We start from the raw sequence: 23,766 nt of genomic DNA, 5'->3' as shown, positions 1-23,766 counted from the left end.
CCCATCCGCGCCGAAGCATGGCCGACGGATCGGGATCTGGATGCCACGACGCCATCGGCTCTCCACCCCGTTCACGCCCCGGCCCGAAGGCGGTCCGGAATGTCACCGGGGGTGGACGGTCGGATGGCCTCCGCGACCGCCGCGCAGGCGAGCGCAGCTTCAGCCCGCGAGGCTGGCTGGGTCGATCCGGTAACGGGTCGAGCAGAACTCGCACGTCACCTCAATCATGCCGTCGCGAACCATGTGTTCGCGGTCAGCATCCGGGAAGGTCGACAGCATCGCCGTGATGCCCTCGCGCGAGCAGCGGCAGCGCTCGACGATCGCCTGCGGGTCGAACACCCGAACCCCGCGCTCGTGATAGAGCCGGTAGAGCAGCTGGCCGGCGGTGATCGAGGGATCGATCAGCTCGTGGTCCTCGACCGTCTCGGCGATCAGCCGCGCCTCGCTCCATTCGTCCGGTTCGAGCTGCGGGTCGAGCGCCGCCCCCTCGGGCGCGTCGCCGGGCGGCAGATCCGCCATCCGCGCGGGGCCGGACGCGGGAAGGTGCTGGACGATGATGCCGCCACACCGCCAGTGCAGCCCGCGGTCGCGGTCGGGCGAGGAGCGGAAGGCTCGCGCGGCCGCGAGCCGAACCGAGGTGGGGATCTGTTCGGACTGCCTGAAGTAGAGATGGGCAGCATCCTCCAGAGAGCCGCCGGTGAGCGGCACGATGCCCTGGTAGCGGGAGGCCGGCGGCCCCGGATCGATCGTCATGGCCAGACTTCCGGCGCCGAGCAGGTTGCCGGCCTGTGCCTCGCCGGCGCGCTCGAGCGCCTCGACGCGCCGGGCATCGAAACTTGCGCAGGCGCGCACCCGATCGGGCAATTCAAGATCGACCACCATCAGCCGCACCGGCCCGTCGGACTGGGTCTGCAGGATGAATCGACCCATGGTCTTCAGGGTCGAGCCCAGCAGGATGGTCAGCGCCGCGGCTTCGGCGATCAGCGCGCAGACCGAGTCCGGATAGCCGTGCCGGGCGAGGATCGTGTCGATGGCCGGGCCGAGCCGGACCAGCCGGCCGCGCACGTCCAGACCGTCCACCGCGAAGGGGAGCACGAAATCGTCCGCCGCGGCATCAAGCACCGCGGCCGCAGGCGGGCGGGAGGCCATCAGGTCGCGCCGGCCCCGAAGCACCAGGCCAGGATGCCCTTCTGGGCGTGCAACCGGTTTTCCGCCTCGTCGAACACCACCGACTGCGGGCCGTCCATGACCGAATCCGTCACTTCCTCGCCGCGGTGGGCCGGCAGGCAGTGCATGAAGATCGCTCCCGGCGCCGCTTCCGCCATCAGCGCGTCGTTGACCTGATAGGGCTTCAGCATGTTGTGGCGGCGCTCCCGCTCGCTGTCGCCCATCGACACCCAGGTGTCGGTGACCACGCAGTCGGCGCCGGCGACCGCTTCGAACGGATCGGTGGTGACCGTGACCGACGCCCCTTCCGCACGCGCCCACTCGATCAGCTCGGGACGCGGGGCCAGAGCCTTGGGCGAGGCAATCCGCAGCGCGAAGTCGAACCGGGCTGCGGCATGGATCCACGAGGCGGTGACGTTGTTGCTGTCACCGGTCCACGCAATGGTACGGCCGGCGATCGGACCCTTGTGCTCCTCGAAGGTCAGCACATCCGCCATCACCTGGCAGGGATGCGACAGGCGGGTGAGGCCGTTGATGACCGGGATCGTGGCGTTGTCGGCAAGCTCGCGCACCGCCTTGTGGTCGAGGATGCGAATGACGATCGCGTCGACATAGCGCGACAGGACCCGCGCCGTGTCGCCGATCGTCTCGCCGCGGCCGAGCTGCATCTCGCTGCCGGTCAGGAAGATCGTGTCGCCGCCCAGCTGCCGCATGGCAACATCGAAGGAGACGCGGGTGCGGGTCGACGGCTTGTCGAAGATCATGGCCAGCGTTCGCCCGGCCAGCCGCGGCACGCGCCCGTCTCCGTCGGCCTTCATCCGGCGGCTGTCGTCGATGATCCGCCGCAGTTCGACGGCAGGAATCTCGCTGAGATCGACGAAATTGCGATAGGTCCGGCTCATGCGCTCGCCCTCCGCAGCGCTGCCGCGGCCTCGAGGGCGCGGCAGGCGGCATCGATCCGATCCAGCGCCGCATCGATGTCGGACGCTTCGACGATCAGCGGCGGCATCAGCCGCACGACATTGTCGCCGGCACCGACGCACAGCAACCTTTCCGCCTGCAGCGCTGCAACCAGCTCCTTGTTGGGCACACGGCACTTGACGCCCATCATCAAGCCCTCGCCTCGGACCGTCTCGATGATCCCCGGATGCTCGTCGGCAATCCGCGCCAGCCCCTGGCGGAACCTGAGACCCATTTCCCGCACGTGATCGATGAACCCGGGTTCCAGCACCACGTCCAGCACCGCATTGCCGACGGCCATCGCCAGCGGATTGCCGCCGAAGGTAGTGCCGTGCACGCCGTGCACCATCCCCTTCACCGCCTCGCGGGTCGCCAGGCAGGCCCCCATCGGGAAGCCGCCGCCGATTCCCTTGGCAAGCGCCATGATGTCGGGTTCGATGCCTGACCATTCATAGGCGAACAGCTTCCCGGTCCGGGCGACGCCGCATTGCACCTCGTCGACGATCAGCAGCAGACCGTGCTCATCGCAGAGCGCCCGAAGCGCCCGCATCGTCGCAAACGGCACCGGCCGCAGGCCGCCCTCCCCCTGTACCGGCTCGATCAGGATCCCGGCGGTCTGCGGGCCGATGGCGGCCCTGACCGCATCGAGATCGTCGAACGGCACCTGGTCGAAGCCGTCAACCGCCGGACCGAAACCCTCCAGGTATTTCGGCTGGCCGCCTGCGGCGATCGTCGCCAGCGTGCGGCCGTGGAACGCGCCTTCAAAGGTGATCAGGCGGTAGCGCTCGGGACTCCCCGAGGCATAGTGATAGCGCCGCGCCGTCTTGATCGCACATTCCAGCGCCTCGGCGCCGGAATTCGTGAAGAACACCGCATCCGCGAAGGAATTCTCCGTCAGACGTCGCGCCAGCTCCTCCTGCCCCGGCACCTGATACAGGTTGGAGACATGCCACACCCGGCCGGCCTGTTCGGTCAGGGCCTTGACGAGGTGCGGATGGCAGTGGCCGAGCGAGTTCACCGCGATGCCGCTGGCGAAATCCAGGTACTCCGTGCCATCGGCGGTGAACAGGCGCACGCCTTCTCCCCGCTCGAAAGCAAGGTCTGCCCGCGCGAATGTCGGATAGAGCGCAGACGTCACGGTCGTCGATCCTGATGCTGAAACGAATAATGCCGCCTCCCACGGCGGCATCATGCAGATCATAATATTTGCGTGGCCGACACTGTCAATTGCAGCGACCTGCTGGCGGGCGGCACACCGCGGGCCGCGGCGTCGGGCCGGCACTGTTGCATTCGCGAATCACCCCGACGCTTTCTGGGGAAATTGCTAAGGAAAGGTAAGCGCCGGGGTTGCCCGAGAGTCCGCCCATATTGTAGCCTTCAACCGTCGATATACGACATTTCGTGCGGCGGACCAGTTGAATCACCTATTTGTGGTGCAGGGGCGGGAGCTCGCCTGTCGGGCGATTCCGTCGGGGGTCCGGATTCCGTCCGCACAGACGATATGGAGCGGCGAAATGTCTTGGTCGGATGAGCGCGTCGAACTTCTCAAGAAGCTGTGGGGTGACGGCCTGAGCGCGAGCCAGATCGCCGCCGAGCTGGGCGGTGTGACCCGCAATGCGGTGATCGGCAAGGTTCACCGGCTCGGGCTCTCGGGGCGTGCCAAGGCGGCGCGACCCGCGGCGCCCCGCCAGCGCAAGGTGCGCCGACCCTCGCTGCCGCCGCGCCCGGCGGCACGTGTCATCGGCAACACGGTCCTCAAGGTCGCTCTGTCGCCGGAGCTCGACGAGGAGGTGGAGGAGGAGGTGGTCGTGCAGGTCCGCGCGCCGGCGGTGGTGGAAGAGCTGTTCATCCTGCCGGAGGAACGGGTCACGATCCTGCAGCTGACCGAGCAGACCTGCAAATGGCCGGTCGGCGATCCTGGCAGCGCCGAATTCTACTTCTGCGGTCGTCGTTCGGAACCCGGCATGCCCTATTGCGAACATCACTGCCGCATCGCCTACCAGCCGGCCGGAGACCGGCGGCGCGGACGCTGAGGCCATCGCCGCCCGCGCCGCCATTCGCACCGCCGGGCGGCGCGGACTGCCGCGGAAGGGCGGTGGCAGAAGTGACGCAGCCGCTTGAATGAGACAGGCGCGACCGCGCCGGTCGTGTGCACTTGCCGCACCGCTCGACTCGCCGTGCGCCCGTTCAGGGTGGATGGCCGACCGCGCGCCCCCCGGCTGTCAGTTGGCGGCGAACTGCTCGTTGAACGCGTAACCGGCGCCGCGCACCGTGCGGATCGGGTCGATCTTGCGGCCGCGATTGATCGCCTTGCGCAACCGGCCGACATGGACGTCGACGGTGCGCTCGTCGACGTAGACGTCACGTCCCCAGACACCGTCGAGCAGCTGTTCGCGGGTGAACACGCGGCCCGGGCTCTGCATCAGGAACTCCAGCAGCCGGAACTCGGTCGGGCCGAGATGCACCTCGCGGCCGCCGCGGCGGACGCGGTGGGTCTCGCGGTTCAGCTCGATATCGCCGGCCTGCAGCACCGAGGCGATGATCTCCGGCCGCGCCCGGCGCAGGATCGCCTTCACCCGCGCCATCAGTTCGGGCAGCGAGAATGGCTTGGTGACATAGTCGTCGGCGCCGGTCGCCAGGCCCCGGATGCGTTCGCTTTCCTCGCCGCGCGCGGTCAGCATGATGACCGGCAGGTTTGCCGTCTCGGGCCTCGCCCGCAGCCGGCGACACAGCTCGATTCCCGAGATGCCCGGCAGCATCCAGTCGAGCAGCACCAGATCCGGCGTCACCTCTCGGATGCGCGTCTCCGCCTCATCACCGCGGCCGACCGACTCGACGGCATAGCCCTCGGCCTCGAGGTTGTAGCGCAACAGCAGCGTCAGCGGTTCCTCGTCCTCGACAATCAGGACCTTTGCATTCCTGGCCATGTGCGTCCGCTCAGTCATCGGTCTGCGGCAGATCGGCGGTGGCGAAGCTGGACTGGTCCATCTTCGGCCGCTTCTCGAGCAAGGGTTCGCCGCGCACCAGATAGGCCACCGTTTCGGCGATGTTGGTGACGTGATCGCCGATCCGCTCGATGTTCTTCGCCGCGAACAACAGATGCGTGGCGAAGGTGATGTTGCGCGGATCCTCCATCATGTAGGTCAGGAGCTCGCGGAAGATCGACGTGTACATCACGTCGAGTTCGGCATCGCGTCCCCAGACCTCCAACGCCAGATCGACATCGCGGCGGGCGAAGCTGTCGAGCACGTTCTTGAGCTGCTCGAGCGCAATCTGGCTCATGTGGTCGATGCCGAGCACGGTCTGGCGCGAGCCCGGCTCGGACTGCACGGCAACCGCCCGCTTGGCGATGTTCTTGGCCAGATCGCCGATCCGCTCCAGATCCGACGAGATCTTGATCGCCGCCATGATCTGGCGCAGGTCCAGTGCCATTGGCTGACGCTTGGCGATCATCAGGATGGCAAGGTCCTCCACCTCGCGCTCGAGCCGATCGATCTCGTCGTCGGCCGCGATGGTGCGCATCGCCAGCGCCTGGTCGCGGCGGTTGAGCGCCGTGATGGCGTCGGTGAGCAGCTTCTCGGCATGGCCGCCCATGCGGCTGATCATCAGCGAAAGCTTCTGCAGTTCCTCATCGTAGGACGAGACGATGTGTTCGGTCATGGTCCTCTCCTGCGCCGCCCGGGAGGATGGCGTTGCCTCAGCCGAAGCGGCCGGTGATGTAGTCGTGGGTGCGGGTGTCCCTGGGATTGGTGAAGACATGCTGCGTCGGCCCCACCTCGACCAGGTTACCCAGATGGAAGAACGCGGTGCGCTGCGACACCCGCGCGGCCTGCTGCATCGAATGGGTGACGATGATGATGCAGTAGTTGGCCTTGAGCTCGTCGATCAGCTCCTCGATGCGGGCCGTGGCGATCGGATCGAGCGCCGAACAGGGTTCGTCCATCAGGATCACCTCCGGGTTGACGGCGATCGCGCGGGCGATGCACAGGCGCTGCTGCTGGCCGCCCGACAGACCGGTGCCGGGGTCGTCCAGCCGGTCCTTCACCTCGTTCCACAGCCCTGCCTTCCTGAGGCTCGCCTCGACGACTGCATCGAGCTCGGCCTTGCCGCGCGCAAGGCCGTGGATGCGCGGGCCGTAGGCAACGTTGTCGTAGATCGACTTCGGAAACGGGTTCGGCTTCTGGAACACCATGCCGACCCTGGCGCGCAGCTCCACGACATCGAGGCTCGGCTCGTAGATGTCGCGTCCGTCGAGCGTGATGCGGCCGGTAACGCGCGTCCCGTCGATCGTGTCGTTCATCCGGTTGATGCATCTGAGGAACGTCGACTTGCCGCAGCCCGACGGGCCGATGAAGGCGGTCACCGACCGCTCCGGAATGTCGATCGAGACATTGAACAGCGCCTGCTTGGCACCGTAGAAGACGCACACGTCGCGCGCCTCCACCTTGACCGGGTTCATGTCCGGGTCGGGGATCACCGTCGTCAGATGTGCCGGACGTTCCATCACTGCGGCGTCGTTCATCATGTGCTCCTTGAAGCGCCGGCTACCAGGTGCGCTCGAGGCGCTGGCGCAGGAAGATGGCGATCCCGTTCATCAGGACCAGGAAACCGAGCAGGACCAGGATCGCCGCCGATGTCCGGTCGACGAAGCCCCGCTCGGGGCTGTCCGCCCAGATGAAGATCTGCGTCGGCAGGGCCGTCGAGGCATCGAGCAGGCCGCCGGGCGGCGCGGTGATGAAGGCGTTCATGCCGATCAGCAGCAGCGGCGCCGTCTCGCCGAGCGCCTGGGCAAGCCCGATGATCGTGCCGGTCAGGATGCCGGGCAGCGCCAGCGGCAGCACATGGTCGGTGATCACCTGATGACGCGACGCCCCCAAGCCGAGCGCGGCCTCGCGGATCGACGGCGGCACCGCCTTCAGCGATGCCCGGGTGACGATGATCATCGTCGGCAGCGTCATCAGCGACAGCACCATGCCGCCGACCAGCGGTGCGGATCGCGGCAGCCCGAAGAAGCCGAGAAACACCGCCAGACCGAGCAGGCCGAAGACGATCGAGGGTACGGCGGCAAGGTTGTTGATGTTCACCTCGACGAGGTCGGTCCATCGGTTCTTCGGGGCGAACTCCTCCAGATAGACGGCTGCGGCGATCCCGACCGGGAATGAGATCAGGAAGCAGACAAGCAGCGCATAGAACGATCCGACGATCGCTCCCGACAGGCCGGCAAGCTCCGGGAAGCGGCTGTCGGCGTTGAGAAACAGGCCCCAGTTGAACGGTGTGGAGATCCGTCCCTCGGCCTTCAGCTTGTCGAACCAGCCGATCTGCAGGTCGCTGACGCGACGCTGGCTCTCCGGCAGGTCGCGGCGGATGACGCCCTTCTCGAGCTGGTCGAATGGATCGGCCGCAGGCGTCGTCAGCTCGAAGGTGCGTCCGATCAGCGAGGGATCGGCAACAACACGATCGCGCACGAAGAACTGGCTGTTGTTCGTGAGAATCTGCCCCAGGAGCCGCTGCTCGGCCGGGTCGGTGACGTCCGGGAACAGCGCCTGCAGCGACTGCGCGACGATGGCCCTGTAATTGCCGCGGGCGGGGTCGTCGGCATTGACATGGTCCGGGTTCACATAGACCGGGATGGTCACCATCGTCTGCACGAAGGCGCGATAGCCGTTCGAGATCAGCGAGATCAGCAGGACCGCCAGCAGCCCGAGCGCGACGGTGATGGCCGCGATGCCGCAGAGCTGGAGGCGCCGGTCTGCCGCATGGCGCTTGCGCCGGCGTGCGGCAGCGGTTTGGCTCGACCAGTCGAAACTCGCCGAGAGGCTTGCGTCGGAGGAACTCATTCGTACTGCTCCCGGTATTTCTGCACGATCCTGAGCGCGATGACGTTGAGGCACAGCGTCACCGCGAACAGCACCAGGCCGAGCGCAAAGGCGGCAAGCGTCTTCGGGCTGTCGAACTCCGTATCGCCAATCAGCAGCGTCACGATCTGGACGGTGACCGTCGTCACCGAATCGAGCGGATTGAAGGTGAGCGAAGCGATCAGGCCGGCGGCCATGACAACGATCATCGTCTCGCCGATGGCGCGGCTGAGCGCCAGCAGGATACCGCCCATGATGCCGGGCAGCGCGGCTGGCAGGAGCACCTTGGTCACGGTCTCGCCACGCGTCGCCCCCAGCGCCAGCGAGCCGTCGCGCATCGCCCTGGGCACCGCCTTCAGCGCATCGTCTGACAGCGAGGAGATGAACGGGATGATCATGATGCCCATCACCGCACCGGCGGTCAGCGCACTGTTCGGCGAGATTTCCAGCCCCACCAGCGAGCCGGTCTGGCGGACGGCGGGAGCAACAACCAGCACTGCGAAGAAGCCGTACACGACCGTCGGCACGCCGGCGAGGATCTCCATGACCGGCTTGACCATTTTGCGCGTGCGCTCGTTGGCGTATTCGACCAGATAGATCGCCGTGAAGATGCCGATCGGGGTGGCGACGAGCATCGCGATGGTGGCGATCAGCAGGGTACCCGTGAACACCGGGACCGCGCCGAATGCGCCCTGTCCGGCGACCTGGTCGGCGCGAATGGCGATCTGCGGTTCCCACCTCAGACCGAACAGGAATTCCGTTACCGGCACCAGCCGGAAGAACTGCCAGGCCTCGTAGAGCAGCGAGACGATGATCCCGAGCGTCGTCAGGATCGCCACCAGGGAGCAGAAGATCATCAGTCCCGAGAGCACGCGCTCGACGGCATTGCGCGCCCTGAAGCGCGGCGTCAGCCGGGACCGGGCAATGATCAGCGCGACCAGCATCACGGCCATCGCGACGACGAGCATCGCCCAGCGCGCCAGCGCCTCCCACCGGACGAGGGAGTTGGCGGCGATCCGTATTGCCTCCGTCGGCTCGGCGAAGATCCGCCCGGACGCCACGTTGCGGATCTCGGAAATGTACAGGCTCAGCTGGGCCCGATCCGCTCCAGCCGTCATCGCGTCGGGAAGCGAGGCGATCAGCAGCTGGTCGATGACCGGTCGCTGCAGCCCGAGCCACAGCAGAACCAGGACCAGCACCGGAATCCCCACCCACACCGCCACGAAGGCGCCGTGGTAACCGGGTAGCGAATGCGTGTCGCGTCCAGCCGCCACGTGAAAACGGTTGCCCGCCGACCTGCCGATGTAGAAGGCGAGGAGCGACATGAACAGGATGAGGATGAAGGCGTAACCGGCCACGACAGCCTCCGGCCCGGGGTCTGGGCATTCGTGAAGTGGACCGCGCCGATCGGGACGGCGCGGTCCGGCAGGCAGTTGCAGGGCCTCAGGAGGCCGGAGCGCTCATCTTGATGGACTGCCGGACGCGCTCCTGCATCTCCTTGATCTGGTCGTCGGGCATCACGGTCAGGCCGCGCTCGGCCAGATATCCTCCCTTGCCGATCGCCGCGTCGGAGACGTATTCCGCAAGGAACTCCTCCAGGCCGGGGATGACACCGCGGTGCGCATTCTTCACATAGATGAAGAGCGGCCGGGCGATGTCATAGGAACCGTCGGCGATGGTCTCGAACGACGGGTCCACGCCATCGACCTTCACGTCCTTCAGCGTGTCCTGGTTCTCGTAGAGGAACGAGAAGCCGAAGATGCCCAGCACGTTGGGGTCGGCATTCAGACGCTGGACGATCAGATTGTCATTCTCTCCGGCCTCGACGAACGGTCCGTCCTGCCGCATCCGCGAGCACACCTCGTTCCAGCGGTCCTTGTTGCTGTCCTTCAGCGCCTTGATCTCCGGATAGGCGTTGCAGCCGTCGTGCATCGCAAGCTCGACGAATGCATCGCGCGTGCCCGAGGTCGGCGGCGGGCCGAACACGACGATGTCAATGTCCGGCAGGTTCGGATTGATCTGCGACCACTTCTTGTAGGGGTTCGGCTTGATCTCGCCGTCCACCACGACCTCTGCGGCGAGCGCGGCAAAGATCTCGGCCTCGGTGAGGTCCCAGTCGAAGGTGTTGTTGCGCGACACGGCGATCGACAGACCGTCGAAGCCGATCTGCAATTCGGTGATGTCCACGACGCCGTTCGACTCGCAGAGCTCCCATTCCGACTTCTTCATCGCGCGCGAGGCGCCGGTGACGTCCGGGTGATCCGGGCCGACGCCACCGCAGAAGATCTTCATGCCGCCGCCGGTGCCGGTCGACTCGACGACCGGTGCCTTGGCACCGGTGGCGTTGGCATACTGCTCGGCGACCGCCTGGGAGTAGGGAAACACGGTGGACGAGCCGACAACGCGGATCTGGTCGCGGGCCGACGCCGGCGACGCGAGAAGGGCCACCGTGGCCGCGGTGGCGGCGACGCTGGCGAACGAAATTGCTTTCACGACGATCTCCCTGTCAGGATCGGTTGGGCCGGCGGGGCAGGCCTCGCCGGCGGAACACGGCTCCGCTCCGGATATCCCCAAGGGGCCGCGTACAGAAACCTTAGGCGGCGATCGCGATGCTTATACGAACAAAGGATGACAATTGAATGTCGTTCTAATGCCTTGACAGGTATCGTAAATATCCATCTCAGGATGGTTGTGACGGAACATCTTCCAGGTCGATCGCGACGCTGAACGCGGCGCCCTTGCCGGGCTCGCTCTCGATCGTCAGCTGGCCGCGATGGCGGGCGATGATGTGCTTGACGATCGCCAAGCCCAGCCCGGTGCCACCCTTCGCGCGGCTCGTCGCCGTGTCCACCCGATAGAAGCGTTCGGTCAGGCGCGGCAGATGCTCCGGTGCGATGCCCTGGCCGAAATCGACCACCGTGACGATTGCCCTGGCCGGCTTGGCGGGCATCCGCCGTTCGGCCCGTGCCGTGATTTCGACGCGCTTCCCCTCGTGCCCGTACTTGATCGCGTTGTGGACGAGATTCTGGAAAACCTGCGCCAGCTCGTCACGGTCGCCGCGCACCGGCAGCGGCCTGTCGCCGATCGCGACCACCAGCTCGACGCCGCTATCATTGGCCAGCGGCAGCATGGCATCGACGACATGCTCGACGATTGGAGCGAGGTCGACGATCGTCTCCGGCGCGACATGCGCCTTCACCTCGATGCGACTGAGCGACATCAGGTCGTCGATCAGCCGCGACATGCGCCGCGCCTGCTCGGCCATCACCTCGAGAAACCGCTCGCGCGCCGCCGGATCGTTGCGCGCCGGACCCTGCAGCGTCTCGATGAAGCCGGACAGCGAGGCAAGCGGCGTGCGCAGCTCGTGACTGGCGTTGGCGACGAAGTCGGCGCGCATCCGCTCCACCCGGCGCGCCTCGGTCAGATCGCGCAGCAGCACCAGGAACACCCGCCTGGCGTCACGCGGCTCGCCCGGCCGCGCAAGCGCCGTCACCCGCAATTCGAACCAGCGCTCGTTCGGCACCCGCTCGAAGAAGGTGACGGTCGCCTGCTGCCCTGTCGAGAGCGCCGCGGCGATCGCGCTGCCGACATCCGGATCGCGCAGCAGCGAGGTGATCGGCTGTCCGACGGGCAGCGGCCCGAACAGGCGGCGCGCCGTCTCGTTCTGGAACACCAGGCTGCCGGCCCCGTCGATGAGAAAACACGGCTCGGGCAGCCCCTGAGCCACCACGGCATAATCGGCCACCGGATCTGCGGAAGGGTCGGGACCGGCATTGGAGGGCCCGACCGCAGGATCGGCGCTGCGGCTCAGCACGATCACCACCGCCACGGCCAGGAAGGCGGCCGCGGCCAGGGCGCCGTGGATACCGCCAGCCGCCCAGACCACGAGGAACGCGATCGCCGTGACCGCCAGCGCGGCTCGCGAGTGGCGCAGACGGCGCTCAAGAGCGCGCCAGGACGATCGATCGACGCACATTCGCACGGGCGCGGCCATTGGCTCCGGTCAGCGCACAAGTCGCTGCCTCGTTTAATCCGGCCGGCCGCCAACGCCAACCCGGAGCCTCGGCCGGCCCGTGTCGTTCCGGGCATTTTCGGGCTACTGTCGACTCCTGTCGCGTCCCCGGAGGTCTGCCCCTGATGCCCAGATCCAGCAACATGCCGCCCAAGGCGGAGGCATTCTCCCTCGACGATGAGAAGCTGCCGGACTGGATCGAGGCGGCAGCGTTGCGCTCGGGCGGCTTCCCCTACACCAGGCGGATGAAGCGCAAGGACTATGAACGCGAGCTGCGGCTGCTGCAGATCGAACTGCTGAAGTACCAGGCCTTCGCCCGCGACGCCGGCGAGCGGCTGGTGGTGCTGTTCGAGGGGCGCGACGCCGCCGGCAAGGGCGGGACGATCACCCGCTTCACCCAGCACCTCAATCCGCGCCATGCCTACGTGGTGGCGCTGGCGAAGCCGACCGACAGGGAACGCGGCGAATGGTACTTCCAGCGCTATGTCCGCCATCTGCCGCCCAGGGGTGACATCGCCCTGTTCGACCGGTCCTGGTACAACCGGGCCGGCGTCGAGCGGGTGATGGGATTCTGCACGCCGGATCAGACCGAGCATTTCCTTCGCACCGTCGGCGATTTCGAGAAGATGCTGGTCGAGGACGGCATCAAGCTCATCAAGATCTGGCTGAACATCGGACGCGAGATGCAGCTGAAGCGGTTTCACGCGCGACGCCACGACCCGCTGAAGCAGTGGAAACTGTCCGACATCGACCTGGCGGCGATCGAGAAGTTCGATTCATACACCATTGCCCGTGACGAAATGCTGACACGCACCCACACCGCCCACGCGCCATGGACCGTGATCCGGGCGAACGACAAGATGCGCACCCGCCTCAATGCCCTGCGGGTCGTGCTCGTTGAGTGCGACTATCCGAACAAGGACGGGTCGGTGGTCGGAGTGCCAGACCCGAAGATCGTCCTGCCGGCACCCGCGTTCCTGCTCGACCGGGGTGATTGACCGTCAGGACGCTGGCCGATGCCAGCACCGTTCGAGGCAGAAGCGCATGTCGAGCACATCAGTGCCGTCCTCGATGCCGGGAACGCCGCCGCGCGGCGAATGGGCGTGATGGCCAGCCCTGCCGCGACCGGCGCCACCGTCCTGCCGATCGGCGTTGCAATCGGTGCGACACCCCGGCGGGCGGGCTTCATGCTGCCCATCGCGCAGTGGCGCGAGACGCACGGGGCGGGCGATGCATGGCGCGGCGCGGGCTACGTGCGCCAGTGCTGCGCGCTGAGCATCCCCGCCCGTCCGCGGCGGGACCGATCCCGGCGACACGCAAGGAGGCCCGAATGGCCAGGGAGATCGAGCGCAAGTTCCTCATCGCCGACCAGCGCTGGCGGGACGAGGCGGTCGGATCCGTCGCGATCCGCCAGTTCTACCTCGCCCGGACCGGGCGGGTCTCGGTTCGTGTCCGCATCATCGACGCCGTCGAGGCGCGGCTCACCGTCAAGTCGGCCGTCCCCGGCATGATCCGCGACGAGTTCGACTATGCGATCCCCGTCGCCGATGCCGTCGCCATGGAGGCGTTGCGAAGCGGATCGGTGATCGAGAAAACCCGCTACCGGCTCCCCTGCACGGCCGGAGTGCTGACCGTCGACGTGTTCGGCGGCGACAATGCCGGTCTGCTCATCGCCGAGCTCGAGCTTGCCGACGATGCGCCCGAGGTGGCGCTGCCGGACTGGCTCGGCCGTGAGGTGACCGGTGACGCCCGCTTCTACAATGCCGATCTGTCGGAGCGACCCTTCGCCGGCTGGTCGGCTGCCGAAAAGGCTGCAGCGGCCGCACCGACCGGCTAGGGGTTGCTGCCGCCCTCGCCCGGATCCCCTGTGGGACTGTCCTCGTGCCCGGGCGTGATCACTACCGGCGGATCGCTGGCGGGGAAGGTTTCCTCCAGCCCTTCGTCCAGAAGCTCGTCGAGATGCTTGGACGGGCTCTCGCCAGCCGGCGTCCTTCCGGGGACGGTGGGCGTCTTCGGTGACCTGGTCATCGCGCTTTCCCTTGGCTCGGACGGCCGGATTGCCGCAACGTTCAGATAGGAAGCGGCCCCTCCGCCTTCACCTCCTCCATCACGGCATATGTGTGCGTCTCGCGCACCCCGGGCATCGCCAGGAGGACGTCGGCGAGGAACCGGCGATAGGCGGCCATGTCGGCCACGCGCGACTTGACCAGATAGTCGAAACCGCCGGCGACCATGTGGCACTCCATCACCTCCGGCGCCCGCCGGACCGCCGCTGCGAACATGTTGAACACATCCGGTGTCGTGCGGTCCAGCTTGACCTCGACGAACACCAGCAGCCCGCGCCCGAGCAGGCGCGGGTCGAGTCGCGCCGAATAGCCGAGGATGTACCCCTCACGGGTGAGCCGCTTGACGCGCTCCGCGGTCGCGGTCGGCGACAGGCCGATGCGATCGGCGAGATCCAGATTGGTGATCCGACCCTCGAGCTGCAGTACCGAGAGGATACGGCGGTCGAGGCGATCGAGTCCGGAGGATTCTCTACTGATACTGGTTTTTGTAGGCATTTGCTCGACAGCTTCCTCCTATATCCGCGATATTCGCTGCGATAATGCTGCTAGGATGCTGAATGCGCAATTCCGGAGACGACCGTGTCAGCATCTGTTACCCCCTCGCAATCGCCCGCTCCGCCAGCTCAGGCAACAGGCCCGGCTCCCTTTTCGGCGGCCTATGCACCGGAGGACGGACCGCTGGTGCGGCGGTTGCTGGCGGAGACGCGGCTGGCGCCGGATGCGGAGGATCGGATCGACGACACCGCCCGCGCGCTGATCGAAGGGATCCGCGCGCGCTCCGGCGGTCTCGGTGGCGTCGAGGATTTCCTGCGCGAATACGGCCTGTCGACGCGCGAAGGCCTGGCGCTGATGGTGCTGGCCGAGGCGCTGCTCAGGGTGCCGGACGCGGAGACGGCGGACCGCCTCATCGAGGACAAGCTCGGCGCCGGCGACTGGGCCGCGCACGAGGGCCACAGCGACACCTGGCTCGTCTCCGCCTCGACCTGGGCGCTCGGCCTGTCGAGCCGCATCGTGCAGCCGGGCGAGACGCCGGAGGGCATCCTTTCAAGCCTCGTCAAGCGGCTCGGCCTGCCGGCCGTGCGGACGGCGACGCGCCGGGCGATGCGCGTCCTCGGTCACCAGTTCGTGCTGGGCGAGACGATCGGCGCGGCTCTGGCGCGGGCACGCTCGGCAGAGAACCGCGGCGTGCGGCATTCCTTCGACATGCTGGGCGAAGGCGCACGCACCGCAGCGGACGCCGAACGCTACTTCGCCGCCTACGCCGCCGCCATCGACGCAATCGGCCGCAAGGCCGGCAACCGGCCGCTGCCCGAACGGCCGGGCATCTCGGTCAAGCTTTCCGCGCTGCACCCCCGTTACGAGGCGGTGCAGCGCGACCGGGTGATGCGCGAGCTTGTCCCCCGGTTGATCGAGCTGGCGCGGCTGGCCAGGAACTTCGACCTCAACCTGACCGTTGACGCCGAGGAGGCCGACCGGCTGGAACTCTCGCTTGACGTGTTCGGCGCGGCGCTGGCCGATCCCTCGCTCGCCGGCTGGGACGGCTTCGGTCTCGCCGTCCAGGCCTACCAGAAGCGCGCACCGCAGGTCATCGACTGGATCCGCGAGGCAGCCGAGGCTCATGACCGCCGTCTGATGGTCCGCCTGGTCAAGGGGGCCTACTGGGACACCGAGGTGAAGCGCGCCCAGGAACGTGGTCTCGACGGCTTCCCGGTCTTCACCCGCAAACCGGCCACGGATCTGTGCTACGTGGCCTGCGCCGCGCGGCTGCTCGCTGCCCGGCCGCGGCTCTATCCGCAGATCGCCACCCACAACGCGCTGACCGTCGCCACCGTGCTCGAGATCGCCGGAGGTGCCGGCGGCTTCGAGTTCCAGCGCCTGCATGGCATGGGCGAGGCGCTCTACGAGACGCTCGCCATCCTGCGACCGGCCGCCGCCTGCCGCGTCTACGCGCCGGTCGGCGGACACAAGGACCTGCTCGCCTATCTGGTCCGCCGGCTGCTCGAGAACGGCGCCAACTCCTCGTTCGTCTCGATGGTCGGCGATCGCGACATCCCCGTCGAGCGACTGCTGGTCCGGCCCGCCGCTGCCCTTGGCCCCGACCATCCGGTGCATCACACCGGCATCGCGCTTCCCGCCGATCTGTACCGCCCGTCGCGGGCAAATTCGCGGGGCCTGGAGTTCGGGCATCGGGCGACGCTTGCCGCGCTGACCCGCGGTATCGCGGCTGCGACCCTGCCCGCCGCGCCGGCCGAACCGCTGGTCGACGCACGCCCGCTCGGCGGGCTCGAGCGCAAGGTTGTGAGCCCGATCGACGGCCATACGGTCGCGGGAACCGCGTTCGACGCCGCTCCCGATGCAGCCGACAGCGCCATCGAGGCAGCCGCATGCGGATTCGCGTCCTGGTCGCGCACGCCGGCCGCGGAGCGCGCCCGTCTGCTCGACCGCATCGCCGGCCTCTACGAGGACAACCGCGACCGTCTGATGGCGCTGCTTGCCGTCGAAGCGGGCAAGACGCTGGCCGACGGTCTGGCCGAGGTGCGCGAGGCCGTCGACTTCTGCCGCTACTATGCCGCCGAAGCCCGCCGCCTGTTCACCGTCGACCGCCTGATGCCGGGGCCGACCGGCGAGGACAACCGCTGGCGCCACCGCGGCCGCGGCGTGTTCGTCTGCATCAGCCCGTGGAACTTCCCGCTGGCCATCTTCACCGGTCAGGTCGTCGCCGCCCTGGCAGCCGGCAACACCGTGGTGGCCAAGCCCGCCGAGCAGACGCCCTTGATCGCGGCACTCGCGGTCCGCCTGATGCACGAAGCCGGCATTCCGGCGAATGCCGTCAATCTCGTGCCCGGCGACGGCACTGTCGGCGCGCACCTCGTCGCGCATCGCCAGGTCGCCGGCGTCGCCTTCACCGGATCGACCAAGACCGCCTGGCGAATCAACCGCGCGCTTGCCGCCAAGGACGGACCGATCGTGCCGCTGATCGCGGAAACCGGCGGCATCAACGCCATGATCGTCGATGCCACCGCGCTCCCCGAACAGGTGTCCGACGACGTCATCACCTCGGCCTTCCGATCCGCCGGACAGCGCTGCTCGGCGCTGCGGCTCCTGTTCCTGCAGGACGAGGTCGCCGACCGGATGATCGAGATGATCGCCGGAGCCGCGCGGGAACTGAAACTCGGCGATCCCCGCGATCCGGCGACCGATATCGGCCCCGTCATCGACGCCGAGGCACGCGACAGGCTCGCCGCCCATGTCGCGCGCATGCAGCGCGAACAGGAGGTGCTGTTCGCCGGCAGCCTGCCCGGAGGCGTACTGGCCGGCGGCACCTGGATGGCGCCGCACATCGTCGCCCTGAGGTCCGCGGAGGAGCTGACCGAAGAGATCTTCGGTCCGATCCTGCATGTGGTCCGCTGGAAATCCGGCGAGCTCGACCGAGTGATCCGGTCGATCGCGGCGACCGGCTACGGCCTGACGCTCGGCGTCCACAGCCGCATCGACGCCGTCCACCGACAGGTTGCCGACGCGCTCGCCATCGGCAACATCTACGTCAACCGCAACATGATCGGTGCGGTGGTCGGCACCCAGCCGTTCGGCGGCTCGGGACTTTCCGGTACCGGCCCGAAGGCCGGCGGACCTGATTACCTCACCCGCTTCGCGCAGGAGCAGGTGATCTCGGTCAATACCGCCGCGGCCGGCGGCAACGCCTCGCTGATCGCCGCCAGCGACGATCGCGGCTGACCGGGGGGTCGCCGGGGCGACAGCCTGACGCAGGTGAGCGGTTGCCGGTTCGCCGCCATTGACATGACGGCCCGGCGGTGGGAATTTCCGGCGAAAATATGACTTTATCCTTCAGCATTTCGCGACCATCGTCGAGGATACGCCATGCGACCGATTCCGATCACGCTCGTCGCCGGGGGGCTGTGGAGCCTCGCCGCGCTGCCAGCCGCCGCCGACATACGGGAAGTCCTGGAGACCTATGCGGACATCGCGCTCGCCGGCTACGAGGATTCGCTCGAAACCGCCAAGACACTGGACGACGCGGTACAGCACCTGCTCGCCTCGCCATCGCAGGACAGCCTCGCCGCGGCAAGGCAGGCCTGGATCGCCGCCCGCGTGCCCTACCAGCAGACCGAGGCCTTCCGCTTCGGCAATCCGATTGTCGACGACTGGGAGGGCCGGGTGAATGCCTGGCCGCTCGACGAAGGACTGATCGACTATGTCGACGCCTCCTACGGCACGGAATCCGATACCAATGCATATTACGCGGCCAATATCATCGCCAATCCGTCGATCACGGTGGGTGGTCGCGTCGTCGACGCCACCGACATCACCCCGCAGCTCATTTCCCAGACTCTGCAGGAGATCGGCGGTATCGAGGCGAACGTCGCGAGCGGCTATCACGCCATCGAATTCCTGTTGTGGGGCCAGGATCTGAACGGTACCGGACCGGGTGCTGGCCAGCGTCCCCACACCGATTACGACAGGACCGCCTGCACCGGCGGCAACTGCGAGCGCCGTGGCGACTATCTGAGCGCGGTGTCCCAGTTGCTGGTCAGCGACCTGACCGAGATGGTCGGCAACTGGCAGGAGGGTGGTGAAGCACGCGCAACCCTCCTCGACGGTGACCCCAGGGACGGGCTCGCGGCAATCCTGACCGGCCTGGGTTCGCTCTCCTACGGCGAGCTCGCCGGCGAGCGCATGAAGCTCGGCCTCATGCTGCACGATCCGGAGGAGGAGCACGACTGCTTCTCCGACAACACCCACAACTCGCACTATTACGACGTCCTCGGGATACGGAACGTCTATCTGGGGCGTTACGAGCGGATCGACGGCTCGATGGTCGAGGGTCCGAGTCTCTCCGATCTGGTGCAGGCGGTCGATCCGGCGCTCGACGCGGAGATGCGCAGCAAGCTCGACGCCACGCTGGCAGCGATGCAGGTGATCCGCGATCGCGCCGATGCTGGCGAAGCCTACGACCAGCTGATCGGCGAGGGAAATGCGGAGGGCAACGCCATTGTCCAGGCGGCCATCGACGCGCTGATCGACCAGACGCGCACGATCGAGCGCATCATCGCCGCACTCGATATCTCAGGTGTGGAGATCGAGGGTTCCGACAGTCTCGACAATCCGCAAGCCGTGTTCCAATGAATTGCAGGCGGGCCGGCCGGTCGCCGACGCCCGCCTCAATGGACGACACCCCGTGACCATGCACCGGCATGTCGCTGCGGCCTTGGCCACCCTCTCCATCGTCGCGGCGGGGATCGTCGCGGCGACGGCGATCGCATCCGCGGAGCGTGACGACCTGACTCCGCAGGATGCCGCGCGGGTACGCAAGGTCACCGCGCCGGCCACCGATTTCGCCGCGCCAGAGCCGTTCGAGCGGATGCCCGCGGGCGCAGCGACGGTGCGCAAGATGCTCAACCGGGACATCTTCTCGCATCCCTCCGCCAATCTGTCGTTCGAAGAGCGGCAGGCGTTCCAGGTCGGCAACGGCCTGTTCCGCAAGGACTGGGTGTCGGCGCCCTCCTCCACCCTCGCCTCGGACGGACTCGGCCCGCTGTTCAATGCCCGTTCCTGCCAGGGCTGCCACCTCAAGGATGGACGCGGTCATGCGCCGGACGGACCGGACGACGATGCGGTGACGATGCTGATCCGCCTGTCCGTACCCCCGCTCGATGCCGTCGAGACGGCGATGCTCGCCGAGCGCCGCGCCCTCGTCATTCCCGAACCGGTCTATGGAACCCAGCTCCAGGACTTCGCCGTTCCGGGCATACCGGCCGAGGCACGCATACGCACGACCTGGGATGAGCATCCGGTAGCACTGTCGGGCGGTGAGACGGTGATGCTGCGCAGGCCGCGCTTCGAGTTGACCGATCTCGGCTACGGCCCGATGCGCGCGGACGTGATGACCTCGCCGCGGGTGGCCCAGCAGATGCTGGGCCTCGGACTGCTGGAGGCGATTGCCGAGTCCGACATCCTCGCCGCCGCCGATCCCGACGATCTGGACGGCGACGGCATTTCCGGCCGCCCGAACTGGGTGCGGGACTCCGAGACCGGCGAGGTGGTGCTCGGCCGATTCGGCTGGAAGGCGATCCAGCCGACGGTGCGCAGCCAGTCCGCGCACGCCTTCGCAGGCGACATGGGACTGTCGAGCCCGGCCGTACCGGATCCCTACGGCGACTGCACCGAGGCACAGGCCGCTTGCCGGGCGATGCCGACCGGCATCCAGCGCCATCTGGGCGATGACGAGGTGCCCGCCGAGCTGTTCGATCTGGTCGTGTTCTACGCCGCCAATCTGGCGGTGCCCGAACGGCGCGACCTCGACGATCCGCAGGTGCTGCGCGGCAAGGAAATGTTCCACGCGGCCGGCTGTGCCGCCTGCCACCGGCCGAAATACGTCACCCGCCGCGACGCGGCGCGCGCGGCTCACCGCTTCCAGCTCATCTGGCCCTACACCGACCTGTTGCTGCACGACATGGGCGAATCGTTGGCAGACGGCCGCCCGGAAGGCGATGCGACCGGCCGAGAGTGGCGCACGCCGCCATTGTGGGGAATCGGCCTGACCCATATTGTGAGCCCGGAGGCGGGCTTCTTGCACGATGGCCGCGCCAGGACCTTGCTCGAGGCTGTGCTCTGGCACGACGGCGAGGCGCGGGCCGCCAGGGATGCCGTTGTCAGAATGTCGCCGGACGATCGGGCCGCGCTGGTCCGTTTCCTGGAGTCGCTCTAAGTGCTTCGTCACGTCATCTCGGTCGTGCTGGTCACCGCATCCTGCCTGCTCTGCGGCGGCGCGGCGCATGCCGATGAGACGTCCGACATAGGCAATCGCCTCATCGAACGCTACATCCAGCCCGCCACGCAGCAATTCGCCGCGGCGACCGCCGCGGTCTCCGGCGCCGTCGAGTTGCTCTGCCGCGAGCCGAGCGCGGCCCGGCTGGAGGTCGCCCGGCAGCGCTTCGGCGATGCCGTTGGCGCCTGGGCGCGGGTCTCCGTGCTGCGCTTCGGACCGCTGGTGGAGGAGAACCGCTACGAACGGATCTTCTTCTGGCCGGACCCTCGCGGTGTCACGATCCGCCAGCTCGAGCAGATACTGGCGAAGGGCTCCACCGACGTTCTCGACGCTGCAACCTTGCGCGGCAAGAGTGTCGCCGTGCAGGGCCTGCCCGCCCTGGAGTTCGTGCTGTTCGGAACTGGGTCCGACGCATTGCTGACCGGCGAGCCGGCCGGTCGCTTCCGGTGCGGCTTCGCAGCGGCAATCGCCGTCAATCTCAGCCAGACAGCCGAGGACATCCGCGCTGCCTGGGCGGCCGGCTCCGACACGGCCCGCGAGTTCGCGCATCCCGGTCCGCAAAGCGCGGTCTACCGGACGGCCGAAGAGGTCGTCGCCGAGAGTCTCAAGGCGATGACGACCGCGCTGCAGTTCCTCTCGGAGGCAATGATCGCGCCATTCCTCGGGCGCGAGCCGGAGACAGCCAATCCGAAGCTTGCCCCGCTGTGGCGGAGCGGGCTGACCCTGCAGCTGATTGCCACCAATGTGCGGGCGATCGCATCCTTCTACGGCGCGATCGGCGTTCCGCGGATGCTGGACGCGGAGCGCCGCTGGATCGACGGTTCGATTGATCTCGAACTGCGCAAGGCGCGCGAATCGCTCGAGACCCTGCGTGAACCGGTCGGCGAGTCGGTGTCCGGCGGACCCGACCGGGCCGCGATGATCTATACGGTGATCGCTCTCAACAGCATCCGCAATACGGTCAACGAGCAGCTCGCCCCGGCGCTCGGGACAAGGGTCGGCTTCAATGCACTCGACGGCGATTGATCGGCGCCTGTTCCTGGCGATGGCAGCCTCGGCGGGCCTGTCGACGGCAGCTGCCTGGGGCGTGGAGGGACCGGAGGCACCGAGCTATCTCGCGGCGCGCAAGGCAGCCGGCCGGTTCGAGGTGGCGGTGGTCGATGGCCGCGGACGCGACGTTCTGGTGGTACCGCTCGGTGACCGCGGCCATTCCTTCGCGGTGCGGCCGGACGGCTCCGGCGCGGTGGCCTTCGCGCGCCAGCCCGGGCGCTTCGCCGTCGCGTTCGATCTGACCGGCCGGACGCCGCTGCAGGCGGTTGCCGCCGCGCAGGACCGGCACTTCTTCGGTCACGGCACCTTCGCCGACCGCGGCCGGCTGCTGGTCGCCACCGAGAACGACTATGTTGGCGGACGCGGCGTGCTCGGCCTGTATGATCCGGCGGACGGGCTGCGGCGGATCGGCGAATTCGACAGCGGCGGCCTGGACCCGCACGAGGTTGTGCTGCTGCCGGACGGTCGGACGCTGTGCATTGCCAACGGCGGGCTGCTGCTGCATCCCGACTACGGCAAGCTGCCGCTCAACCTCGACGAGATGGCGCCGGCCCTCGCCTATGTGGACGCGGCGACCGGAGACCTGCTGGAGCTTGCCCGGCTTGACCCAGCGCTGCACAAGCTGGCCTTCCACCACCTGGCGGTCGACGCCGCCGGCCATGTCTGGGTCGGAGGCCAGTATCACGGTTCCGACGCCGACCGGCCGCCGCTGGTCGGCCGCCATCGCCGCGGCCATGCCATCGAGATGTTCGCCGGACCACCCGACGTGCTGCGGCGCCTCCGGAACTACATCGGCAGCGTCGCCGTGGACGCCTCCGGAACCATCGTCGCCACGTCGAGCCCGCGCGGCGGCATCGTCGCCTATTGGGACGCGGCAACGGGCGACTGCCTCGGGACGACCGAGATCGCCGACGGCTGCGGCGTCGCCCCGGCACGGCGGCCCGGCGGCTTCCTCGTCTCCTCGGGCGACGGCCGCCTGATCGAGGCCGGCGCGGACGGCGCGGCGGACAGCATCCTGTCCGCGTCGCAGACGCTGAGCTGGGACAATCATCTCAGGCGGGTTGCAGCCGGCTGATCCGTGCGCGCGTCACGGCCGCAGACCAGCCGCCGCGTGAGCCGACGCGAACGCCCCGGGGGTCAGGCGGCTCGCGTCTCAGGCCAGCACCACCACCGGCGTTCCGATCTTCGTGCGGTCGTAGAGGTGCTCGATATCGGAATTCAGCAACCTGATGCAGCCGCTCGACATTGCCTGGCCGATCGAAGCCGGCTGGTTGGTGCCGTGCAGACGATAGAGCGTGTCACGGCCGCCGCGATAGAGGTAGAGCGCGCGCGCACCGAGCGGATTGTCCGGACCACCGGGCATGCCGCCGGCATATTTCCGCAGCTCGGGCTGGCGGGCGATCATCCGCGGCGGCGGCGTCCAGACGGGCCATTCCTCCTTGCGGCCAACCACCGCCCGGCCGCTCCACGCGAAACCGGCCCGGCCGACACCGACGCCGTAGCGGGTCGCCATGCCGCCCTCCTCCACGACGTAGAGATACCGGTTCGAGGTATCGACGACGATGGTGCCCGGCTTCTCGCGCGTGGCGTACTGGACACGGGTGCGCCGGAACTTGGGATCGAGCGATCCCTCCGCCGACGCATAGGAGGACCAGCTTTCCATGGTCTCGGCCGTGCAGCCCGCCAGCGACAGCGACAGTCCGCCGAGCAGTAGCGTCCGCCGGTTCACGAGACCGGCATGAGCTCTGGATACCTCGACAGTCCCAATGTCCATGTTCCACCCCTGAATCGCCTGAGCGATGCCCGATTCGGCAATTTGATACCACCGGTCGCTGCACCGCAAAGTGCCCTGAAGGCAACAGATCCGGT

At 67.9% G+C, this 23,766-nt stretch carries 21 protein-coding genes; 8 read left to right on the top strand and 13 right to left on the bottom strand.

Annotated elements, in window-relative coordinates; all coding sequences use genetic code 11:
* Nucleotides 1-159 precede the first annotated feature (159 nt).
* Genes EDC22_RS00320 through EDC22_RS00310 form a run of 3 tightly spaced genes read right to left on the bottom strand, consistent with a single transcriptional unit; the run spans nucleotide 160 to nucleotide 3,316 of the window.
* The gene (locus tag EDC22_RS00320; protein WP_425385499.1) at nucleotides 160-1,152 is read right to left on the bottom strand and encodes an Hsp33 family molecular chaperone; all 993 of its coding nucleotides are present in this window, start codon (nucleotides 1,150-1,152) and stop codon (nucleotides 160-162) included.
* Entirely contained in the window at nucleotides 1,149-2,069 is a 921-nt protein-coding gene (argF, locus tag EDC22_RS00315) for an ornithine carbamoyltransferase (RefSeq protein ID WP_132804614.1), read from the bottom strand. Before argF ends, EDC22_RS00320 begins: the two co-directional genes overlap by 4 nt.
* Nucleotides 2,066-3,316: an aspartate aminotransferase family protein gene (locus EDC22_RS00310; RefSeq protein ID WP_132804613.1), complete on the bottom strand. Its 1,251-nt coding sequence runs from the start codon at nucleotides 3,314-3,316 to the stop codon at nucleotides 2,066-2,068. The genes argF and EDC22_RS00310 overlap by 4 nt, the downstream gene beginning before the upstream one ends.
* A gap of 325 nt (nucleotides 3,317-3,641) precedes the next feature.
* On the opposite strand from EDC22_RS00310, the gene EDC22_RS00305 reads away from it, so the two are divergent.
* Nucleotides 3,642-4,160, top strand: coding sequence for a GcrA family cell cycle regulator (locus tag EDC22_RS00305; protein WP_132804612.1), 519 nt, complete (start codon nucleotides 3,642-3,644; stop codon nucleotides 4,158-4,160).
* Nucleotides 4,161-4,349: 189 nt separating this feature from the next.
* Here EDC22_RS00305 and phoB read toward each other — a convergent pair whose 3' ends face one another.
* The 7 genes from phoB to EDC22_RS00270 all read right to left on the bottom strand — a co-directional run bounded on the left by phoB (nucleotide 4,350) and on the right by EDC22_RS00270 (nucleotide 11,976).
* Nucleotides 4,350-5,054 carry a phosphate regulon transcriptional regulator PhoB gene (gene phoB / locus EDC22_RS00300; protein ID WP_132804611.1) on the bottom strand — a complete coding sequence of 235 codons (705 nt, stop codon included), beginning with the start codon at nucleotides 5,052-5,054 and terminating at the stop codon, nucleotides 4,350-4,352.
* Between the two features lie 10 nt (nucleotides 5,055-5,064).
* The gene (phoU, locus tag EDC22_RS00295) at nucleotides 5,065-5,787 is read right to left on the bottom strand and encodes a phosphate signaling complex protein PhoU (RefSeq protein ID WP_132804610.1); all 723 of its coding nucleotides are present in this window, start codon (nucleotides 5,785-5,787) and stop codon (nucleotides 5,065-5,067) included.
* Between the two features lie 37 nt (nucleotides 5,788-5,824).
* The gene (gene pstB / locus EDC22_RS00290; RefSeq protein WP_132805087.1) at nucleotides 5,825-6,631 is read right to left on the bottom strand and encodes a phosphate ABC transporter ATP-binding protein PstB; all 807 of its coding nucleotides are present in this window, start codon (nucleotides 6,629-6,631) and stop codon (nucleotides 5,825-5,827) included.
* Nucleotides 6,632-6,671: 40 nt separating this feature from the next.
* The gene (pstA, locus tag EDC22_RS00285) at nucleotides 6,672-7,964 is read right to left on the bottom strand and encodes a phosphate ABC transporter permease PstA (RefSeq protein WP_132804609.1); all 1,293 of its coding nucleotides are present in this window, start codon (nucleotides 7,962-7,964) and stop codon (nucleotides 6,672-6,674) included.
* The gene (pstC, locus tag EDC22_RS00280; protein WP_245499559.1) at nucleotides 7,961-9,340 is read right to left on the bottom strand and encodes a phosphate ABC transporter permease subunit PstC; all 1,380 of its coding nucleotides are present in this window, start codon (nucleotides 9,338-9,340) and stop codon (nucleotides 7,961-7,963) included. Before pstC ends, pstA begins: the two co-directional genes overlap by 4 nt.
* Before the next feature lie 85 nt (nucleotides 9,341-9,425).
* On the bottom strand, nucleotides 9,426-10,475 hold the full coding sequence (locus tag EDC22_RS00275; RefSeq protein WP_207903651.1) for a PstS family phosphate ABC transporter substrate-binding protein: 1,050 nt from the start codon (nucleotides 10,473-10,475) through the stop codon (nucleotides 9,426-9,428).
* Between the two features lie 187 nt (nucleotides 10,476-10,662).
* Nucleotides 10,663-11,976 carry an ATP-binding protein gene (locus EDC22_RS00270; protein ID WP_245499558.1) on the bottom strand — a complete coding sequence of 438 codons (1,314 nt, stop codon included), beginning with the start codon at nucleotides 11,974-11,976 and terminating at the stop codon, nucleotides 10,663-10,665.
* A 143-nt stretch (nucleotides 11,977-12,119) separates the two neighbouring features.
* On the opposite strand from EDC22_RS00270, the gene ppk2 reads away from it, so the two are divergent.
* Nucleotides 12,120-12,992, top strand: coding sequence for a polyphosphate kinase 2 (gene ppk2, locus EDC22_RS00265; protein ID WP_132804608.1), 873 nt, complete (start codon nucleotides 12,120-12,122; stop codon nucleotides 12,990-12,992).
* 332 nt (nucleotides 12,993-13,324) lie between these two features.
* The gene (locus tag EDC22_RS00260) at nucleotides 13,325-13,831 is read left to right on the top strand and encodes a CYTH domain-containing protein (protein WP_132804607.1); all 507 of its coding nucleotides are present in this window, start codon (nucleotides 13,325-13,327) and stop codon (nucleotides 13,829-13,831) included.
* On the opposite strand, the gene EDC22_RS00255 is transcribed toward EDC22_RS00260, so the two are convergent.
* A complete protein-coding gene (locus tag EDC22_RS00255) occupies nucleotides 13,828-14,022 on the bottom strand; it encodes a hypothetical protein (RefSeq protein ID WP_132804606.1) in 195 nt (64 codons plus the stop codon). The two genes, EDC22_RS00260 and EDC22_RS00255, sit on opposite strands and share 4 nt — an antisense overlap.
* 41 nt (nucleotides 14,023-14,063) lie before the next feature.
* Entirely contained in the window at nucleotides 14,064-14,555 is a 492-nt protein-coding gene (locus tag EDC22_RS00250; protein WP_132804605.1) for an Lrp/AsnC ligand binding domain-containing protein, read from the bottom strand.
* A gap of 84 nt (nucleotides 14,556-14,639) precedes the next feature.
* Between EDC22_RS00250 and putA the strand changes: the two genes are divergently transcribed.
* From putA to EDC22_RS00225, 5 genes are all read left to right on the top strand, one after another.
* Entirely contained in the window at nucleotides 14,640-17,795 is a 3,156-nt protein-coding gene (putA, locus tag EDC22_RS00245; RefSeq protein ID WP_132804604.1) for a bifunctional proline dehydrogenase/L-glutamate gamma-semialdehyde dehydrogenase PutA, read from the top strand.
* 144 nt (nucleotides 17,796-17,939) lie between these two features.
* The gene (locus tag EDC22_RS00240) at nucleotides 17,940-19,205 is read left to right on the top strand and encodes an imelysin family protein (RefSeq protein WP_132804603.1); all 1,266 of its coding nucleotides are present in this window, start codon (nucleotides 17,940-17,942) and stop codon (nucleotides 19,203-19,205) included.
* A gap of 58 nt (nucleotides 19,206-19,263) precedes the next feature.
* Nucleotides 19,264-20,787 carry a di-heme oxidoreductase family protein gene (locus EDC22_RS00235; RefSeq protein ID WP_132805083.1) on the top strand — a complete coding sequence of 508 codons (1,524 nt, stop codon included), beginning with the start codon at nucleotides 19,264-19,266 and terminating at the stop codon, nucleotides 20,785-20,787.
* Nucleotides 20,788-21,873: an imelysin family protein gene (locus tag EDC22_RS00230; protein ID WP_132804602.1), complete on the top strand. Its 1,086-nt coding sequence runs from the start codon at nucleotides 20,788-20,790 to the stop codon at nucleotides 21,871-21,873. It begins immediately after the preceding gene.
* Nucleotides 21,854-22,972, top strand: coding sequence for a DUF1513 domain-containing protein (locus EDC22_RS00225; protein ID WP_132804601.1), 1,119 nt, complete (start codon nucleotides 21,854-21,856; stop codon nucleotides 22,970-22,972). The genes EDC22_RS00230 and EDC22_RS00225 overlap by 20 nt, the downstream gene beginning before the upstream one ends.
* Before the next feature lie 78 nt (nucleotides 22,973-23,050).
* On the opposite strand, the gene EDC22_RS00220 is transcribed toward EDC22_RS00225, so the two are convergent.
* The gene (locus EDC22_RS00220) at nucleotides 23,051-23,671 is read right to left on the bottom strand and encodes a L,D-transpeptidase (RefSeq protein WP_132804600.1); all 621 of its coding nucleotides are present in this window, start codon (nucleotides 23,669-23,671) and stop codon (nucleotides 23,051-23,053) included.
* Nucleotides 23,672-23,766 lie beyond the last annotated feature (95 nt).

Source organism: Tepidamorphus gemmatus (assembly GCF_004346195.1).
Lineage (GTDB): Bacteria > Pseudomonadota > Alphaproteobacteria > Rhizobiales > Tepidamorphaceae > Tepidamorphus > Tepidamorphus gemmatus.
This window is presented reverse-complemented; position numbering and strand designations above follow the sequence as displayed.

What these genes read in the sequence shown, in the direction of transcription:
- argF (WP_132804614.1), bottom strand. Translation starts at nt 2,069, where the DNA reads ATGAGCCGGACCTATCGCAATTTCGTCGATCTCAGCGAGATTCCTGCC.
- EDC22_RS00250 (WP_132804605.1), bottom strand. Translation starts at nt 14,555, where the DNA reads ATGCCTACAAAAACCAGTATCAGTAGAGAATCCTCCGGACTCGATCGC.
- EDC22_RS00260 (WP_132804607.1), top strand. Translation starts at nt 13,325, where the DNA reads ATGGCCAGGGAGATCGAGCGCAAGTTCCTCATCGCCGACCAGCGCTGG.
- ppk2 (WP_132804608.1), top strand. Translation starts at nt 12,120, where the DNA reads ATGCCCAGATCCAGCAACATGCCGCCCAAGGCGGAGGCATTCTCCCTC.
- EDC22_RS00225 (WP_132804601.1), top strand. Translation starts at nt 21,854, where the DNA reads ATGCACTCGACGGCGATTGATCGGCGCCTGTTCCTGGCGATGGCAGCC.
- EDC22_RS00270 (WP_245499558.1), bottom strand. Translation starts at nt 11,976, where the DNA reads ATGGCCGCGCCCGTGCGAATGTGCGTCGATCGATCGTCCTGGCGCGCT.
- EDC22_RS00220 (WP_132804600.1), bottom strand. Translation starts at nt 23,671, where the DNA reads ATGGACATTGGGACTGTCGAGGTATCCAGAGCTCATGCCGGTCTCGTG.
- EDC22_RS00235 (WP_132805083.1), top strand. Translation starts at nt 19,264, where the DNA reads ATGCACCGGCATGTCGCTGCGGCCTTGGCCACCCTCTCCATCGTCGCG.
- phoU (WP_132804610.1), bottom strand. Translation starts at nt 5,787, where the DNA reads ATGACCGAACACATCGTCTCGTCCTACGATGAGGAACTGCAGAAGCTT.
- EDC22_RS00255 (WP_132804606.1), bottom strand. Translation starts at nt 14,022, where the DNA reads ATGACCAGGTCACCGAAGACGCCCACCGTCCCCGGAAGGACGCCGGCT.
- phoB (WP_132804611.1), bottom strand. Translation starts at nt 5,054, where the DNA reads ATGGCCAGGAATGCAAAGGTCCTGATTGTCGAGGACGAGGAACCGCTG.
- pstB (WP_132805087.1), bottom strand. Translation starts at nt 6,631, where the DNA reads ATGGAACGTCCGGCACATCTGACGACGGTGATCCCCGACCCGGACATG.
- pstA (WP_132804609.1), bottom strand. Translation starts at nt 7,964, where the DNA reads ATGAGTTCCTCCGACGCAAGCCTCTCGGCGAGTTTCGACTGGTCGAGC.
- EDC22_RS00305 (WP_132804612.1), top strand. Translation starts at nt 3,642, where the DNA reads ATGTCTTGGTCGGATGAGCGCGTCGAACTTCTCAAGAAGCTGTGGGGT.
- EDC22_RS00240 (WP_132804603.1), top strand. Translation starts at nt 17,940, where the DNA reads ATGCGACCGATTCCGATCACGCTCGTCGCCGGGGGGCTGTGGAGCCTC.
- EDC22_RS00310 (WP_132804613.1), bottom strand. Translation starts at nt 3,316, where the DNA reads ATGCCGCCGTGGGAGGCGGCATTATTCGTTTCAGCATCAGGATCGACG.